This is a genomic window from Pseudomonas sp. E141 (assembly GCF_052659885.1).
Genome location: NZ_CP084024.1, coordinates 2105122 through 2122766, shown reverse-complemented (window position 1 = coordinate 2122766; position 17645 = coordinate 2105122). Strand labels below are relative to the sequence as shown.

The 17645-nt window shown below is 61.5% G+C and carries 15 protein-coding genes; 5 read left to right on the top strand and 10 right to left on the bottom strand.

Translation table 11 applies throughout. The features are described 5' to 3' along the window. The first annotated feature begins 145 nt into the window (after positions 1–145). The gene (gene gspI / locus GKKCFE_RS09660) at positions 146–520 is read left to right on the top strand and encodes a type II secretion system minor pseudopilin GspI (protein ID WP_047228932.1); all 375 of its coding nucleotides are present in this window, start codon (positions 146–148) and stop codon (positions 518–520) included. Between the two features lie 64 nt (positions 521–584). On the opposite strand, the gene GKKCFE_RS09655 is transcribed toward gspI, so the two are convergent. Then, positions 585–1016 carry a type II secretion system protein N gene (locus tag GKKCFE_RS09655; RefSeq protein ID WP_445577782.1) on the bottom strand — a complete coding sequence of 144 codons (432 nt, stop codon included), beginning with the start codon at positions 1014–1016 and terminating at the stop codon, positions 585–587. A gap of 115 nt (positions 1017–1131) precedes the next feature. Between GKKCFE_RS09655 and gspH the strand changes: the two genes are divergently transcribed. Further along, positions 1132–1584, top strand: a complete 453-nt coding sequence (gene gspH / locus GKKCFE_RS09650; protein ID WP_139050495.1) for a type II secretion system minor pseudopilin GspH — start codon at positions 1132–1134, stop codon at positions 1582–1584. Continuing rightward, positions 1581–2192, top strand: coding sequence for a type II secretion system protein GspJ (locus GKKCFE_RS09645; protein ID WP_139050496.1), 612 nt, complete (start codon positions 1581–1583; stop codon positions 2190–2192). The genes gspH and GKKCFE_RS09645 overlap by 4 nt, the downstream gene beginning before the upstream one ends. A 60-nt stretch (positions 2193–2252) precedes the next feature. Here the strand turns inward: GKKCFE_RS09645 and GKKCFE_RS09640 are convergent, their stop codons facing one another. Genes GKKCFE_RS09640 through GKKCFE_RS09630 form a run of 3 tightly spaced genes read right to left on the bottom strand, consistent with a single transcriptional unit; the run spans position 2253 to position 4406 of the window. Continuing rightward, the gene (locus tag GKKCFE_RS09640; RefSeq protein ID WP_445578034.1) at positions 2253–3194 is read right to left on the bottom strand and encodes a FecR family protein; all 942 of its coding nucleotides are present in this window, start codon (positions 3192–3194) and stop codon (positions 2253–2255) included. A 37-nt stretch (positions 3195–3231) separates the two neighbouring features. After that, positions 3232–3777, bottom strand: a complete 546-nt coding sequence (locus GKKCFE_RS09635) for a sigma-70 family RNA polymerase sigma factor (protein WP_047228928.1) — start codon at positions 3775–3777, stop codon at positions 3232–3234. Continuing rightward, positions 3774–4406 (bottom strand): TonB C-terminal domain-containing protein, encoded by a 633-nt coding sequence (locus GKKCFE_RS09630; protein WP_139050497.1) that lies wholly within the window; start codon positions 4404–4406, stop codon positions 3774–3776. Before GKKCFE_RS09630 ends, GKKCFE_RS09635 begins: the two co-directional genes overlap by 4 nt. Positions 4407–4610: 204 nt before the next feature. On the opposite strand from GKKCFE_RS09630, the gene GKKCFE_RS09625 reads away from it, so the two are divergent. Further along, positions 4611–4952 (top strand): hypothetical protein, encoded by a 342-nt coding sequence (locus GKKCFE_RS09625; protein ID WP_047228926.1) that lies wholly within the window; start codon positions 4611–4613, stop codon positions 4950–4952. A gap of 78 nt (positions 4953–5030) precedes the next feature. On the opposite strand, the gene GKKCFE_RS09620 is transcribed toward GKKCFE_RS09625, so the two are convergent. The 6 genes from GKKCFE_RS09620 to GKKCFE_RS09595 form a co-directional block, all read right to left on the bottom strand. After that, positions 5031–6380: a TolC family outer membrane protein gene (locus GKKCFE_RS09620; protein ID WP_139050498.1), complete on the bottom strand. Its 1350-nt coding sequence runs from the start codon at positions 6378–6380 to the stop codon at positions 5031–5033. A gap of 2 nt (positions 6381–6382) precedes the next feature. After that, on the bottom strand, positions 6383–7753 hold the full coding sequence (locus tag GKKCFE_RS09615; RefSeq protein WP_047228924.1) for an HlyD family type I secretion periplasmic adaptor subunit: 1371 nt from the start codon (positions 7751–7753) through the stop codon (positions 6383–6385). Beyond that, positions 7746–9467 (bottom strand): type I secretion system permease/ATPase, encoded by a 1722-nt coding sequence (locus tag GKKCFE_RS09610; protein ID WP_076385254.1) that lies wholly within the window; start codon positions 9465–9467, stop codon positions 7746–7748. The genes GKKCFE_RS09615 and GKKCFE_RS09610 overlap by 8 nt, the downstream gene beginning before the upstream one ends. Positions 9468–9741: 274 nt before the next feature. After that, entirely contained in the window at positions 9742–10392 is a 651-nt protein-coding gene (locus GKKCFE_RS09605; protein ID WP_139050501.1) for a response regulator transcription factor, read from the bottom strand. Positions 10393–10484: 92 nt separating this feature from the next. Further along, positions 10485–11093 (bottom strand): lecithin retinol acyltransferase family protein, encoded by a 609-nt coding sequence (locus GKKCFE_RS09600; protein ID WP_139050502.1) that lies wholly within the window; start codon positions 11091–11093, stop codon positions 10485–10487. Between the two features lie 178 nt (positions 11094–11271). Then, positions 11272–16740 carry a trifunctional serine/threonine-protein kinase/ATP-binding protein/sensor histidine kinase gene (locus tag GKKCFE_RS09595; RefSeq protein WP_139050503.1) on the bottom strand — a complete coding sequence of 1823 codons (5469 nt, stop codon included), beginning with the start codon at positions 16738–16740 and terminating at the stop codon, positions 11272–11274. 493 nt (positions 16741–17233) lie between these two features. Here GKKCFE_RS09595 and GKKCFE_RS09590 point away from each other — a divergent pair, with 493 nt between their 5' ends. Continuing rightward, complete coding sequence (locus GKKCFE_RS09590) at positions 17234–17611, top strand: response regulator transcription factor (RefSeq protein ID WP_107321664.1); 378 nt, start codon at positions 17234–17236, stop codon at positions 17609–17611. Positions 17612–17645 lie beyond the last annotated feature (34 nt).

Genomic DNA, 17645 nt, shown 5'->3' with positions numbered 1-17645 from the left:
ACGGTCCTTCGCTGGATTCAATTCGTGGCGCAGTGTTGCAAGAAAATATGTCAGTGATATTGAAAATGCTCAGGAGCTTACGTCGTCAATCGGTCAACAATGGCGGTTAAGCTCGGGGGCTGCCTCCGCCCATAGAGCTCGCGCGATGCCACGTCACGCCCCACAAGCCGGCTTCACCCTGATCGAAGTGCTGGTCGCCCTGGCGATCATCGCTGTGGCCATGTCGGCGGCGGTGCGCGTGGCTGCGGTGATGACCCAAAGCAATGGGCTGCTGCGAGACAAGTCCATCGCACTGCTGGCGGCCCGCAGCCAACTGGCGCAACTGCACTTGGAGGGGCGTTTTGTGCAGGGTTCAAAAGTCATTGAATGCGATCAGGGACGGTTGCTGCTGCGTTGCGAACAGAACCTGCGCCCGGCGGAAAATGGCCGCATGTTGCGGGTTGAACTGACCGTGTCGGATCGCAGCCACGAAGCACCGCCGTTAGCGCGGTTGGAGACGTTGGTCAGCCGGGAAAAATAGCGGCTATACACGGTCCCTTTTGTCGAGGGAGCTTGTTCCCTCGCCGCAAGGGTTCGTCGTGATCTCAAGGACGGGTGAGTGAGGGTAAAGCCACCGAATCCGGCAATCGGGCCAAGGCCAGCCGCGTTTGCTGATTGCCCCGCTCGATCACCACCGCGTGCGCCTCGATCGACACCAGCCGCACCCCATGAGCCACCCGCTCCCCAGCCAGGAAACTACGAGGTGGGCCGTCGTTGAGACTGAGGATCGCCACAGCCCCGCGAGCGCCGGCCAGCACACCGCTGACCTTGATATCCACCGGCGCCGGCTGGCTGGAGAACCATTGCCGTGCAGGGTTATCGGAACGCTCGGCCAATCGTTGCGGGGCAACATCCGGCGTGCGGGATTCAGCCGATGTCAGTAGCAGCGAAGACCAGGTCGCCACCCCGGCCAATGCCGCCAACAGACCGAGTGCCTGGAGGAGTTGCGCCGGGGAAACTCGGTCGATGAACACCATGGTCTGGTTCTCCTTTTTTATCCAGCCTCCAGCGTACGCCTCGATTCTCTCCGTTTTATTTCACATCCTTATCATCTTCACCGTGCAGGATGAATACCGACGCAAAGGAGCGCGCATGAACCTTGGCAAGCAACGCGGTTTCACCCTGATCGAATTGATGGTGGTACTGGTGATCATCGGCATCGCCAGTGCCGCGGTAGGTTTGAGCATCAAACCCGACCCGCTGAAGTTGCTGCGCCAGGACGCCGAGCGGCTGGCGCAACTGCTACAGCTCGCTCAAACCGAAGCCCGCGTCGACGGCCGGCCGATTAGCTGGCGCTGGGATGCCAAGGGGTTCGGTTTCAGCCGTCGGCAGGATCAAGGGCCAGGGCTGGATCGCTTCAAGGAGGATCCACAATTGCACCCACGCCGGTGGCAGAGCCCGTCCATGGAGGTTCATGTGGAGCCCAGGCAGCGGGTCGTGTTGAGCGCCGAGTGGATCGGCGCCCCGCTGAACATTCGTTTGTCGGACGGCCAGAGCAGCATAAACGTCCAGCGCAGCGCCGCTGGCAGGGTGCAGATTCAATGAACGGCCGGGAGACGGGCTTCACCCTGCTTGAAGTCATGGTGGCGATTCTGCTGATGGCGGTGGTCAGCCTGATTGCCTGGCGCGGACTGGACAGCGTCACCCGGGCCGACAGCCATTTGCAGGCCAGCACCGAACAGACCGAAGCCTTGCTGCGAGTGTTGAATCAGCTGGAACGCGACGTAGCATTACGCGCCAGCATCGAGTTGAGCGAACCGTTAAACCCTGGAGTCGATGACCAGCCCTGGACCGCGCCACCCGCCCTCACCGTACGCAGCACCGAAGGTCGGGGTTTTCGCCTGGATGTGATCCGGGTGGCCGCCGCTCAAGAAGGCACGCTGCAAAGGGTGCGCTGGTGGCTCGAGGGCGACACGCTTTACCGAGCCCAAGGCCAGGCCCGCAGCCGCTACCCATTGCCGGCACCCGGCGCGGGCGTGACGGTGCTCAGCGAAGTCAGCAACGCCGGACTGCGTTACTGGGACAGGGAAAAAGGTTGGCGCAAGCTCAGCGGCAATCGCCAGGAAAACCCGCTGGGCATCGAAATCAGCCTGACACGGCAGACGCCACAAGGAATGGAAAAGTATCGACAGGTGTTGGGGCCGCTGGAGTGAGAGCAAACCCAGTGTGGCCGCGAGCCTGCTCGCGATGAGGCTCATCCGGATAGCGCTGAATCAGCTCAGCACCACCACCCCGCCCGGCAACTCGGTGCATTTGGCGCCATAGGCATCGCGGATCAACAGCGCCACGCCAGCCAGTTGATCAAGACGGAACCGCGCCTGGACCTTGCGCTGGCCCAATTCGCGATTGAGTAACAGCAACATGCCAGGACGGTAGCGGTTGATTTCGTCGATGACGCTGGCCAGAGTCGCGTCGTTGAACACCAGCACCTGCTCGCGCCAGGCAGTGGCCGCCGACACATCTGCGTTCTTTGGAGTGCCCACCCGGCCGCTGTCGTAGGTCAGTTGCATGCCCGACTCCAGGTGAAAACTCTGGCCGCGCACCTGGACCTGCACCACACCTTCCAAACAGGTCGCGCAGACACTCTGGTCGATGTAGCGGATATTGAACCGAGCCCGAGCGGCGCTGATCCAGCCCGCGCCGGCCTGGACGCTGACCGTCGAAGCACTGCTTCCCAGCACTTCAACTTCGCCACCGAGCAACTCCAATCCTTCCCCTCCATCGGCCAACTGACGGCGGCTTAAGCGGGTTTGGGTATTCAGCTCAAGACTGACACCCTTGGCCAGTTCCACCCGGCGCTGTTCGCCAACCTCGGTGACGTAGTCGGCAGCGAGTCCGGAAACTCCACCGGGCACCGTGGCGCGGATCAACAGAAAAGCTGCCGACGCCGCGATCGCGCCGCCGAGCAACGCCCGTCGTCCGAAATGTCGCGGCGCCTGCAACGCCTCGGCAGCCGGTTGCAGCCCGTGCCACAGCGCCTTGGCTTGCTCGAACGCCTGAGCGTGTTCGGGGCTTTGCCCGCACCATTGGCGCAGGGCCCGGGCATCGGCCACGGTGGCGCGGCCCGAGGTCAGCAGGACCAACCAGTCTTGGGCCTCGCTGGCCAGTCGGGCCTGAGGCGTGGCATCAGGGGAAGCAATGCTGAAGATGTTCAAGCGCACACATACTCACGAATTGGTCTGGTCTCTACTCTCAAGACTGTTTTCCCGCGCCGGGACCGAACCGCTGAATCACTTTTCTTTCCAGGCGCAGGGCGCAATGCCCCAGCGCGGCCTTGATTTCCTTCTCTACCATGCGCGTGGAAATGCCGAAACGTTGGGATATTTCCAGGTGCGGCGCTTCCTCCAGACGCGCGGCAATGAAAATCCTGCGACGCCGCGCCGGCAGCTCATACAGGGCCTTGAGCAAGGTCTGCAACTCCTTCTGCCCCCCCACCACCCGGGCCGGATCCAGCGCTTCATCGGAAATCTGCAGCAAGTCCTCGATTTCGCTGCCGGTGAGCAGGCGAGCATCGGCCTGCCGACGGTCGGCGGCAATGTTCAGCGCCATGCGATAGAGATAGGCACTGGGCTGGGCGATGTCCGGCGTCTCGACCATGCGATCGACCCGCAAGTAGGTTTCATGCAGCACATCGTTGGCCAGTTCCTCGGAGCCCAGGCGCTTGCGCAGGCGCACCTTGAAATCCTCATAAGAGGTGAGGAACAACTTGACCAACGGGCTGCGACCAGAGTGTTTCATCGCCCCAAAACCCCTTCCCCTGCTGTGCACTCCATGCTTGTTCCTGATGAGTCGGGTAATAAAAGCAGGGTTACCGGTTGGCGCAATGAACTGGGCGCCGGGCGGTCGATCCTGAGGTTTTGCAAACTGTTGACCAAGGCCTTGTCACGCATCGGATCGCCCGTGGAACTGACCAGACGGCTATGCTGAACCACGCCGTCCCGGCCGATCCACACTTGCAGCACCGCCCGAAAACTTCCCGGGCGGGTGAGTGGTGAACGGCACAAGTTGCGCTGGATGACCGTTTGGATCGCCGCCGCATAGTTGCTGTCGCTCAAGCCCGGGGCCGCACCGGAAGGCAGCGGTACCTCGCGGACCCGCACCGGTTGCAACGTGAACGCATCCGCTCGGGCGTAATGCGCCGCGAGCCCGGTGCCGCGAAGCAACACATTGAGCCCTTGAGAAGCGGTGAACAGTCCCTGGACGCCCAGCGTATGGCGCTGGCTGGATAGTTGCTGATCCACCAGCACCGCCATACCCGTCGCCCGACTGAATTGCTCCAGCGCCGTGGTCAGTTCCTGCGGGGCGATGTCCAGCTCCACCAGGCTGTTCGCCTGGATCGGCGCGGCCAGCAACCACAACAACGCCATCAGCCCCCCCAAGGGTGACCTGGCCAATCCACGCCTGCGTCCGCCCCCGGCTCTGCCTTGCTGCACGACTGACGTATCCGTTGAAAACCGTCATCCTGAGGGCTGTTTATGAATGTCGTATGACAACTGATACAAATCCCTCGGACCCCACTAAACTCGTGCTCTGACAGCGAACCGCCTTCTGGGCGGGCCAGGAGGTCGACAATGAAACAGTGGATGAAAATGATGGCGGGCCTCGGCCTGCTCATGGCCCAGCCTTGGGCCCATGGCGAAGAGGTACCGGCGTGTATCGAGGTGACCGTGGGTGGCTACAGGACTGCGGACTACAACTGCCTGAGCCGGCAAATGGGCAATGATCCGCAGGCCGCGGCGGCCGCGCAACGCACGCAAGAGGCCTTGAATGTGCCCGTGAATAAACGCGCGCCGAACAGCATCGGCCTGGCGACCCCAGCGGCCACCAGCGTGCGCATGGGTAATACGTTTGGCACCTCGGTCAAGCCCCAGAGACCGCCGGTCCCGGCCAGCCCCTCGCCGCTGCCCAGATAACCCCTGTTTGTGGCCAGGGAACTTGCTCCCTGGCCGCAGGAGTGCGTTGCAACGTTAAAAGTGCAGCCCCTACGCACCTCAAAACAGGCTTTGCACCTGCTCCAGGACTGCGCGGTTCATCTGGCCGGTGTGGGTATGCAGGCTCACATAGCTTTGCAGCATGTCCAGCTTGGTGTTGAGCAGGTCCCGACGGGCCTGGAATAACCGTTGTTGCGCATCAAGGATGTCCACCGTTGAGCGCACACCGCCCTGGAAGCCTTTTTCCGTCGAAGCCAGTGCCCGCTGGTTGGACTCCACTGCGCGCTGCATCGCCTTGCTTTTGGCGAAGCCGGCCACCACGCCCAGGTAATCGGTTTCGATCGTCTCGGCCAACTGCTGGCGTTGCACGTCATAGTCCGACTGCGCACCGGCCAGTTGCGCCTGGGCCTTGGCCACCGACGCTCGCACCGCCCCACCGCGATACAACGGAATATCCAACTGCAGCCCCACGTAATAGGTGTCCTGGCGCGGGTCAAGTTCCTGGTACTGGCGGGTTTCCCGGCGAGTCAACTGAGTGGTCAGTGCCAAGGTCGGATAATGCCCGGCGCGCTGGCTGTCGGCCTGGGCCTCGGCCACTTTCACCGCCGCCAGCCGGGCCGCCAGCTCGGGGCTGGCCTCGCGGGCAATCGCCGTCCAGTACGGCAGATCCTGCTCGGGTGGGATCGGGCTGCCGGCGGCAAGCTCCTCGCGCATCGGCGCAATGTCATCGATGGGCACATTGGCACGACCGGACAACGCCCGCAGCGCGGCCACGCGACGAGCCTCGGCTTCGGCCTCCTGGGCCTCGACCAGATCAAGCCGCGCCTGGGCTTCATCGATATCGGTGATCGCGCCCTGGCCACCCTCGAAGAGTTTTTTGCTCTGGATGACCAACCCGTGGATGGCGGCTTTTTGCTGGGCGATCAACTTGATCTCGTTTTCCGCCCGGGCGACATCGAAGTAGCCCTTGGCAACCCGGTCGAACAGCGTCTGGCCGGCGACGTCGAAAAGCTGGCTGCCCAGTTGCCCTCGTGCCTTGCCTTCCTGATACGCCGCCCAGCGCGCCTTGTCGTAGAGCGCTTGCTGCGCCGCCAGGGTGACGTTGTTGGCCTGGTAATCGTTGCTGTTGACGTAGCCGCTGTCGTCACCGCCATCGGTCCGCCCACCGCGGCCATAACGCGAAGTCAGCGACACTTGCGGATAGAGGCCGCCACGGCCAATCGCTTCTTCCTGCCGCGAGGCATCATAAGCATGGGTGGCTGACTGCAAAGTCGGGTCGTTGAGGCGGGAGGCATCGTACGCCGCGGTCAGGCTCAGGCCACCGCCGGCGGCCCAGGCGACATTGAGCATCGCCCAACTGGAGCACAGGCTCAGCAGCACGCGAGCGCTGTAACGGCATCGGTCGATCATGCTCATTCCTCTTTGAAGGCTGCCAGCAAGCGTTCGCGCAACGGTTTCATCAGGTAATTCATGAAGGTGCGCTCCCCCGTGACCACCGTCACATCGGCCAGCATGCCCGGACGCACCCACAACCCGGCGGCCTGCAACGAGGCGACCGTGTCGGCGGGAATCTCGACCTTGGCGGAGAAGTACGGCAAGTGCGTCTGTTCATCGATCAACTGGTCGGCCGACACCGTACTTACGGTGCCGGTCACCGTCGGTGTATCCACCCGTTGCAGCGCGGTGAAATGCACATGCACCGGCAACCCCGGACGCAACTTGTTGGCCATCAACGGCTCGAAACGCGCGGTAATCGCCATTGGCGCATCCAGCGGTACCACCTGCATCAGGGTTTGTCCGGCCTGGGCCACGCCGCCGACGGTATGCAGGCTCACGTCCATGACCTGCCCGGCCACCGGCGCACGGATAGCACCGTTGTCGACTTCAAACTGCAAGGCACGCATCTGATCGGCATAACCGGCTGCCTCGGCAGAGACCTCGCTGAGCTGGGTTTCAGCATCGCGACGAAACTCCTGCTGCACCTGCAACGCCTTGAGCCTGCTTTCGTTGATGGCCTGGCGGGTCCGCCCGACATCACCCACGCCGGAAGCAATCTGGCCGGCCAATTGAGCGGCGTTGCGCTCGGCCTCGAAGAGTTTGTTGCGCGGAACATAACCTTCACGGGCCAGCTCGCGCAGGCCTTCGAGTTCCTGTTGCTGAAAGCGCATCTGCGCGTCGTAGTTACGCTTGACGCCTTCATAGCCCTGCAATTGCTGCTGCAGCGCCGCGACCTCGTGTTCGATGATCTGCAAACGGCTACCCAGCTCCGCGCGGCGGGTCAGAAACAACTGGTTTTGCAAGGCCATGGCGGCCTTGACCCGCGGCTCGTCGGCGCGCGCCAGCAATTCAGCCGGCCATTGGATCTCGGCGCTGCCCAGGCGCTCGGCAATCAACCGCGCTTCAATGCTGCGATCGTTGAGCAACTTGCCCAGGGTCACGTCCAGTTGCGACTGCGCTTGCACGGTATTGAGCTGCACCAGCAACTGCCCCTGGCTGACTCGATCGCCATCGCTGACCAGCAACTGGTCCACTACCCCGCCGACCAACGACTGCACCGCCTTGCGCTCGCCCGCCACCACCACGGTGCCACTGCCCACGACACCCTGGTCGAGGGGTGCCAGGAAGGCCCAGAGCAAAAAGCCGCCCAGCGTCAGGACCAGGAAGCCCACACCATACCGCGCAGCACCGCTGGCATCGGTACTGGCGCTGGGCAGGGTATTGGCGTCGAGCACGCTCAGTTGCTGCTCGCTGTGCGCCGATGCAGCCGGGGTCAGATCACGCATCTTCGCCCGCCTCCCTCACCGCAGCGGGCCTGGGCCCCGGCATCAATGCCTTGAGCACCCGGTCCCGTGGGCCGAAGGCTTGTTGGGCGCCGTCCTTGAGTACCAGGATGTGATCGACCACCGCCAGCACATTGGGTCGATGGGTGATCAGCACCACGGTACTGCCGGCGGCCTTGAGCGCATTGATCGCTTGTACCAGCGCCAGCTCACCTGCTTCATCGAGGTTGGAGTTGGGCTCGTCGAGCACAATCAGCGACGGGCGCCCGTAAAGTGCCCGGGCCAGGCCCAGGCGTTGCTTCTGCCCGCCAGACAAACCCAGCCCACCGGGGCCCAGTGGTGTGTCATAACCTTTGGGGAATCTGAGGATCATCTCGTGAATGCCGGCGTGACGAGCGGCAGCAATGATTTTGTCGGCATCCTGCTCGCCGAAGCGGGCGATGTTGTCGGCAACGCTGCCATCGAACAGCTCGATGTCCTGGGGCAAGTAACCCAGGTACGGGCCCAGGGCATCATGGGACCACTGGCTGATCTCGGCGTCATCCAGGCGCACCGAACCGCCGATGGCCGGCCATACCCCGACCAGCGCCCTGGCCAGCGTCGACTTGCCACTGGCGCTGGGACCGACTACGGCAAGCACTTCGCCCTTGGCCAGGCTGAAATTGATCCCGCGCACAATCGGTTGCGAGGCGCCGGGCGGGCCGACATACAGTTGCTCCAGGCGCACCGCGCCGGTGGGCGGCGGCAAGGGCATGCGCAGGCGCTCGCGGGGGTGCTGGGTAAGTAGCTGGCTCAGACGCTGATAGCTCTGGCGTCCGGCGTTGAATTGTTTCCAGGAGCCGATGGCAATTTCCACCGGTGCCAGGGCGCGGCCCAGCAGCAGCGACATGGCGATCATCATGCCCGCCGACATCTGCCCCTCGAGCACCAGCAACGCCCCCAGGCCCAGAGCCAGCGACTGTCCCGATATGCGCACGAAACGGGTTGCAGAAGTGATACGGGCACCACGATCACTGGCGTGGGCCTGCGCGGCAATGATGCGTTGTTGCAGCAGGCTCCAGCGCTGGCGCAACGGCCCGAGCATGCCCAGCGCCTGAATGACCTCGGCATTGTGGAGCGTGCTGTTGACGTAGACAGACGACTGCACCCCCAGGCGATTGGCTTCCCCCAACCGGGCGCGAGTCGCCAGCTCACCCCACAACGCCAGGCCGATCAGCACCAGGGCGAGCACCAGGGTCAGCACCCCGAACCAAGGGTGAAAAATAAACGCCACCAGCAGGAAGATCGGCAACCACGGCGCGTCCAGCAAAGCGATCAGACCCTGGCCGGTGATCAACTGGCGCAACGTCGCCAAATCAGTGAGCACCTGGGCCGGGTTGGCGTTGTGCTCGCGCAGGCTGCGGGCGAAGGCGGCGTCGAAAATTCGCTCACCCAAGGCGTCGTCCAGCCCCGCACTCATGCGAATCATCACCTCGCCGCGAACCCACTCGATCAGGGCACTGAACAGAAACAGCGCCAGGGCGATCAAGGTCAGCATGAACAGGGTGGTTTCGTTGCGGCTGGTCAGGACCCGGTCGTACACCTGCATCATGTACAGCGATGGCACCAGCACCAACAGATTGATCACGCCGCTGAACAGCGCCAGCGACCAGAACACCCGGCGGTAACTTAATAAGGCAGCATCAATGTCATGACGCGGATCGAGTAGAAAGCGCATAGAGAAGCAACCCGCAAAGGAATAGTCGGTTCCGGCGCAATCCATCGCGAGTTATTTGCCCGAAGGCGTCAAAAAAAAGTGCGTCATGTCGCTGACGTGCAGCTATCTGGGTCGATCCTCGCCGCTACAGACGCCAAGTACTGACAACGTAACCACGGGTTAGTGCCAGCGTGGGGGCCGGTGTTTTCACCTCAATACGGGCAAGATGGGGCATTCAAGACAGACGGCGTGTGATCTTGAACCGGCACCGAAGGGGGGGATGCGCTGGCGCAGGTCAATGACCTTGCGCGGTACCCAAAGACTCGGCCATCCGAACGAGGTCGGCGAAAGACTTGGCTTGCATTTTTTTCATGGCATGGGCGCGGTGGATTTTCACGGTGATTTCGCTGAGGTTCATCTGCCCGGCAATCTGCTTGTTCATCAGGCCCTTGGCGGCCAGGGCCATCACCTCTTTTTCGCGGGTGGTCAACGTTGCATAGCGACTGTGCAGGTCCGCAAACTGCTGTTCGATCTCGCGCCGCCGAACGTCGGCCTCAAGCGCGGCAGTTACAGCGTCCAGCAGATCCTGTTCGCGAAAGGGTTTGGCCAGGAAATCCACGGCGCCGGCCTTCATGGCCTTGACCGACATTTCGATGTCACCGTGACCGGTAATGAAAATGATGGGGATACTGGCGTTGGAGGCGGCCAACTGGCTCTGGAAATCCAGGCCACTGCTGCCTTGGAGCCGGACATCCAGCACCAGGCAACTGGGGCCCGCTGTCCTGGGTTGACGCAGAAACTCCGTCGTGGAGGCGAACGTCTCGACACGGATGCCGACGGAGCGCAAAAGATTACTTAACGCCTCACGCATGGAGGCATCGTCATCCACCACAAACACAACAGAACCCTGGCTGCCCGGCTCATCTGACGAGGGATTGCCATTCATGCACGATCCTCTTGGGAGGGGACGAAAAAAGTGTAGCACAGCGTTTTTGCTTGCAGAGTTCGCCCCGGCGGGTGCGCTCGGAGAGCAATAAACTATGCAATAAAGTGTGGTTTCAATGCATCAATCAACGCCAATACATCTCGGGGTCGACGCAAGTAAGCACTGACTTGGGCGCTGTAACTTTCTCCACTGATGCACCAACTGCAAAAGTGTTCGCAGTTATTGGAGAACACCCGATAGCGGTTTTCACCGAGTCTTGAACGCGCCCGATCAACGATCTCACGGCTGGAATAGTTGCATTGCTCTTGAAACCGCCAGACCGGCTTGCCCAGAGCGAAGTGTTCCAGATCAGTCACTTCGATAGGACCCGATCTAAACGAGCTGCTGAAACCCGAGTAATGAGCCACCTCTCCGCCGCCCAGATAAATTCCATGGTGGATATAGAATCGGCGCGGACTGATCAAATGCGCACCGACGGGTATGCTGTCTGCGGACCTCTCGATATCGACCAGCTTCAACGGGACATCTACCATGCGCCCAGGCAGATTGCTGCCGTAACGGGCTGCGGAACACAGATGACGTTCAGGCAGCGGCACACTCAAGCGGTAGAAAACGCTCGTCGTTAACAGTGCCATGCCAATCAGTACTAACGAGCGTAGCGAGGACAACTTATCAACGGTGTTGAGCGTTAAATGATTCATGTTGAATACTCCGCAACCCTTGACCGGTACTCTATCGCGGGGCTGGCGGCGCTTCATTTGTACATGCGATTGGTTTAAGTGACCTCTTTATATACGGTCTTTAAACCTAAGTATGAATAACCTGTTAGGCAGGCCGTTGTCAGCCCAATGTTGGCGCTGACAAAGCTGGGTATGGCCTTCATTGCTGAGCGATGGGCAGCGTGAATTGCACAGTGGCGCCCCGAGGCTGGTTTGCGTGCGCCCGCAGGCAACCGCCGTGGGCCTCGATGATCGAACGACAGATTGACAATCCCAACCCCAGACCGGTGGGCTTGGTGGTATAGAACGAAGTGAAAACCAGATCGGTACTCTGCGAGGCGAAACCTGGCCCTGAATCGCTCACACTCACGACCACGTTTCCACCATCGCCCGGCGCCGCGCGGATCAGCAACTGCCGTTCACCTTCGCCGACAGCACTCATCGCCTCCAACGCATTCATGATCAGGTTGAGCAACACCTGCTGCAGCTCGACACGGTCGCCTTCGATAAAAGGCATACCGTCCATCAATTGCGTCTGTATTGAAGCACCGCTCTTGATGATCTGACTGCGGGTAAATTCGATCATCTCGCTGATCGCAGCGTTAATATCCACCAACCCCTTCTGCGGCGGCGCCTTGCGGATATGCCCGCGAATGCGGCCAAGCACATCCGCCGCTCGATTGGCATCGACGATCAGGCGACCAAGGACCTGCCGGACCTCCTCGATCTCCGGTGGTTGGGCGTTCAACCAGCGCAGCGCGGCATCAGCGTTGAGAATGGCCGCAGCGATCGGCTGATTGACTTCGTGGGCGATCGAGGCAACCAACTGCCCCATAGTCGCGACGCGGTTCGCGTGGGCCAGTTCGGTTTGCACCTCGCGATAGCGACGCTCGCTCTCACGGATTTTTTCCTCCGCCAGCTTGCGCTCGGTCAGGTCCAGCACGAAGGCGACCCCTTCCCTGCTGCTGGCTTCGAACGTCACCAGCCCGACGATGACCGGCACGCGGCTGCCATCCTTCCTGAAATATTCCTTCTCATAGGGACTGGCTTGCCCGGTCAGCAGCGCCTGGGCCAACGAGCGCTCGCTGAGTTCGAGAAACTCCGGTACGGTCAGGTCTCTCCAGCGCAGACGGCCCGAGGTGAGGTCCTCTCGCGCATAGCCCACCATGCGCAGGAACGCATCATTGGCCTCAATGATGTCGCCCTCGGCATTCCAGAACAGAATCCCGATGATATTGGCGTCCACCAGGCGCCGGATCTTCGCTTCGCGTTCGGCGACCTCGCGGTAAAGCCGGGCATTTTCCAACGAGATTGCCGCCCGGGAAGCCACCAGTTTCAACACGGCGATCCGGGTCGGGCTGAACACGCGGGCGGCAAGGTTGTTTTCCAGGTAGAGCGCGCCGACGAGCTTGGCCTGATTCATCAAGGGCAGACAGAGAATAGAACGAGCTTGTTGCTGACGGATGTAAGGATCTTCGGCAAACGTCCCGGCAACCAGCGCATCATCAAGAAAAACGGTCTCTTGGGTGCGCAGGACGTGATAAAGGATCGACTCTGGCAACAGCGTCGCGCTCACCGCAACGTCGTGCAATTGTGTGGTGTCGCCGCCGGTGGTGACCTGCGCCGCTACCCGGTACTCACCGCCATCCGGGAGAATCAGCAGCCCACGCTCGGCACCAGCCTGTTCAATCGCCGTGAACATGATCCTGTCGATCAGCTTCTCCAGGACGATTTCTCCCGACACGGCTTGGGAAACCTTGAGAACCGTGGCCAGATCAAGGTGGTCGACGAGAGTCGTCATCGTCGTCGGCCCAAGCGCAGGTTCTTCAGTGCTCAACGACGGGTACTTGCTCTCCAGATGTCGCACCTTGCCCTCGGCCCCCCAGCGCAGGTAACCGTAACGGGCGTCCTGCAGATAGACGCGAGCGATCTTGGCAAAGCCGCGCGCCGCGTAGAAGCGCGACGCCAGTTCATTGGCCAGCGCCTCGATATGCACGAAACCGCTCTGCTGCGCGGCGTCGATGGCCTGCTCGTAGAGTAGCTCGGCGTCGATCACGCGCCCTTCGACCCGGGCAATTTCGGCGCCGACCAGCGCGGCGCGACTCGCGAAGTTCTCCGGGCACTGCTGCGCCCAGGTCTGGAGCTGGCGGTGATCGGCGGCCATCGCGACCAGATACTGCCTCTGCTCATCCATTGGGGCGCTGTCACAGCAGGCGGCCCGCGCCAGGGCGCCATAGAAATGATATTCGGCTTCCTCGAAGAACGCCTGGCAAACCCAGAGCAAACGCTGCGCTTTGGTGGCCGCCTCAAGGGCCGATACAGGATCGTCGGCCAGATAGCGGGCCTGCAGTTTTCGGACCCAGTACAGACACTCAGCCAATACCAGATCCGGGTTGCTGGACAAGTGGGCTTCGGTGTCGATTTCGTTTGACGGGCCGCCATCCAGGCGGCCGAAGCCGCGGGTCAACCCTCGCAGCATCCGGATCAACGCCAGTTGCGTGAGGATGAAATCGGTCACCAGCCCGAAGCGCACCTTCCTGGCATAGGCCAGGCCGCGTTCGGCCTCGTCCTGTACACCGGCCAGCGGCTCACCGGCGAAGAGCAGATCAGCGGTGAGGTTGTTGCCCGCGTAGGCGCCATAGGGCAGATCACCGATCCGGTTCGCCGCCACAAACGAGCGGCGCAACAGGTCTCGGCACTGCTCCACAGGCTTCATCCAGCGCACGGCAAAGCAGGAAAAGCACAAGTACGTGCTGGCCTCGAATCGCGTCAGACCGCGCTTTTCGACGAGTTCGCAGCCCAGCTGACCAAACCGCAAACCCACTTGGTAATCACCGAAACGTCTACCAGCGACCCTGAACAAATTGGCATAGAGCACACAGGACGCATCGCAGTTGCCATGCTCAAGACTCAGGTTGACCGCCTTGCAGATCAACAGGTCCGCCAGGTTCGCTTCGCTCTGCAAGGCTGGCGCGAAGAGCTTGCCCAGCGCGTCGAGGGTCGCCAGGGCGGTCGCGTCTTCCATCAGAGGCAAATCGATAAGCTCCTCAATGGTCCGTTCTCCCAGCAAAGTCCCGATTCGATCATACTCGTGGCGCACGTCATCGTCGCTCGGATGGGCCGACCATACGATCCCCACATGTCGCAGGTAGTCGAGACAGACAGCGACCGCACCGTCACTGCGATCCAGAAGCAGGTAGACGTCCATTAGCAGACAAGCGACGCTGGCGCGTTCGATCACCGTCACAGCACGCTTGGCCAGCGCACTCAGGCGCTCGTCCGCGACACTCAGTTGCCCGGAGAGAAACTCGCACTCGGCCCTGTTGAGTTCCAGGGCGAAGATCAACTCATGGCGAGCCCCCCAGGCATCGTCGCCCAGCATCTGCGCCCCGGCGGTGAGGTAGTTGAGCGCTGAAGCAAAGGCTGTCGACGCCTTGGCCCGTTGACCGGCCATCAGGTTGAACGCCGCCAGTTGCTCTCGCTCGTCCTGGTCAGTGAGCAACGCAGCGCCGCGATTAAGCTGGCCGACGATCTCGAAAATCGCTTCCTCGCGCTCCTGAGCGGACGTTTGCGCCACCAGCAGCCGACCGATACGCAAGTGAGCAGCGGCGCGCAAGTCGGCGGGGATCAGTGTGTAAGCGGCCTCGTGAATACGATCGTGAACAAACCCATAACCACCGTCGCGCCGCTCGACCAGTTCCTGGCGAGTCGCCTCCCAAAAAAGCGCGCGGACCTGAGCCTTGGGCACGCCCAGAGCGGTGGACAGCGCCTTGAACCCGGCGACGCTGCCCAGGCAGGCAAGCTGCTGCAACGCATCTTGCGTTTCGCTCGGCAAGCGAACCAGTTTGCCAACCATCAAGTCCACAATGTTGTCCGTGTAGCCCTTGGCATGAATACGATCGGGGTCCCACCACCACTGCCGAGTTTCATGATCGAAAGTCAGCAGTTGCTCATCGGCCAATGCTTGCAGAAACTGGATCACAAAGAACGGGTTGCCGGCGGTTTTATCCAGAACCAACTGCGCCAAGGGCTCGATGCGTTCAGGTTCGTCATGAAGCGCATCGCCGATCAGTTGCTCGACATGAACTTTGCCCAGCGGCGCCAGCGAGATCTCACCGATCTTGCCACCTGCGCGGCGAATGGCCTCGAGTTTGGCAGTCAACGGATGCGAGGCGTCCACCTCGTTGCTGCGGTATGCCCCTACCAGCATCAAATGCCGCACGTCCGAACTGGTCAACAGATCCGCCAGCAGATCGAGCGTGGCAGCGTCGAGCCATTGCAGATCGTCGAGAAACAGCGCCAGCGGATGCTCCTGGCAGGCAAATACACCAATAAAATGCCGGAACACCAGAAGAAAACGGCGTTGCTCCTGTTGAGGATCAAGCGGCGGCACCGGCGGTGGCTCACCGATGATCAGCTTGAGCTCGGGAATGAGATCGGTCATCAGCCGCGCATTGGCAGCCAGCGCTTGCAGCAAAGCGTCACGCCAGCTCGCCAGTTCCGTGTCGTTCTTGCCCAACAGCGTGCGCACCAGGCTCTGAAAAGCCTGCACCAGCGTTGAATAGGGAACGTCACGCCGATACTGATCGAACTTGCCACTGGCAAAAAGCCCTCGTGGCGGCACCAGCACCTTGTGCAGCTCATTGACCACCGAGGACTTGCCAATACCGGAGTAACCCGTGACCAGCACCAGCTCCGGTGCACTGCTTTCAACGACCCGGGAGAACGCCGCAACCAGGGTAGCGACCTCACGCTCACGCCCGTAGAGCTTTTCCGGAATCAGCAGCCGCTCGGATGCCCCCTGCTCGCCCAGGACGAAGACATTGATCTGGCACAACTGCTGCCAGTCTGCCAGGCACCGTCGCAGATCATGCTCGACACTGGCGGCCGTCTGGTAACGTTCCTCGGCGGTCTTGGCGAGCAGCTTCATGACGATCCGAGAAAGCATTTGGGGAACAGAGGCGACCCGTTCGCGGGGTGACAAGGGCTTTTTGGCGATATGGCAGTGTACCCACTCCATCGGATCGGCTGCCGTGAACGGCAACGAGGCGGTCAACATCTGGTACAGCGTGACGCCGAAAGAATAGAGATCACAGCGCGAATCGATCGAGCGATTCATCCTGCCGGTCTGCTCCGGTGCCATATAGGCGAGCGTACCGGCCAGGGTCTCGGGCGCCTGCCGCTCCCGCGGCAGCCGCGAGGCAAGACCAAAGCCGGTAAGCCGGGCTTGCCCGTCGGTGCAGTTCACCAGGATATGGCTGGGCTTGATGTCCTTATGGACGAGGCCGCACTGGTGGAGCTTGCCCAGCGCCGAGGCGATGCTCACGGCGAGGGGTAAAAAGATTGCCGTGTCCATGGGGACGTTGAGCAACTGCACAAGCGGTTCGCCCCCTGGATCCTCGAGCACCAACTGCATTCGGGTGCCGTCGCGCACCATTTCCAGAGGCCGCACCGACCAGCTACTGTTCAGTTCATCCTTGAGACTAAACTCATGAGCCAGACGGTCAATACAGCCGGGAGGCGGTTGTTCGGCGGCAGGCCGCGCTATCAGGACGTTGCGATCGCCCTCTACGCCCAGTCGTGATTCGCGACAGAAAATTCGCTCGCCATCGTCCCATAATACTTGCATGTGGTTATCCATCGGCACGGATCAATCAGTTGTGTTATAGGCCGCACGCTGCCGTTGGGCTGTCGTCCTGTGTCATATCGCAAGTGCCGATGTCGTCGCGTGGGGCGGCTTCCGTGGCTTGGCTGGAGGACCGTTGATGAGGCTGTACCGGGATCCAGAACGGGTCGTGTTGTCAAAGCCTAGATTAGCGCCTCATCAAAGCCCTTCAAGTGATTTCATTGAGCGACAGCGGATTAATCGGCAATGCGCGCAGACCGGCGGTGGCGAATCTGCACCCGGCGATGGGCGCCAGTCTACGCAGGCAACCAGCCGAGGTCAGTTGTACCCGGGTACAGTGCAAGTATCCCCTGGGTTACGCGCCGCCGACCGTGAGTGAACGAATCAGGCCAACGTCGAGCCTTTAGTCTTAACACGCTATACGTAGGTATACTTTTGCGCCCTTCGAGACCGCGTATCGTGTAATGACGACAGGCGCTGTCACGAGCGACCCACTATGCACGACACCCCAAAACGCAATACCGCGACGATAGCCGTCGTGGATGATGACGAATCCGTTCGGACAGCTCTGGAAGGCTTGTTGCGCTCCAGCGGCTATCAAGTCCAAACCTATCGCAACGCCCTGGCGTTCCTCGACGCCAACACCCTCGCAGAGACGCACTGCCTGATTTCCGATATCCAGATGCCGGGAATGAGCGGTGTGCAGTTGCACGAAAAACTGAACGCGATGGGTTTTCAGATCCCCACCATATTCATTACCGCTTACCCGCACCTGGGTGCCGACACACCGGGACTGGTTGCCTGCCTGCCCAAACCCTGTGAAGCCGGCCGATTGTTAGGCTGCATCGAAACTGCTGTGCTGCAACGGCACTGATCCCAGTAAGCCCCTCGCCTCACCATACCTTCGT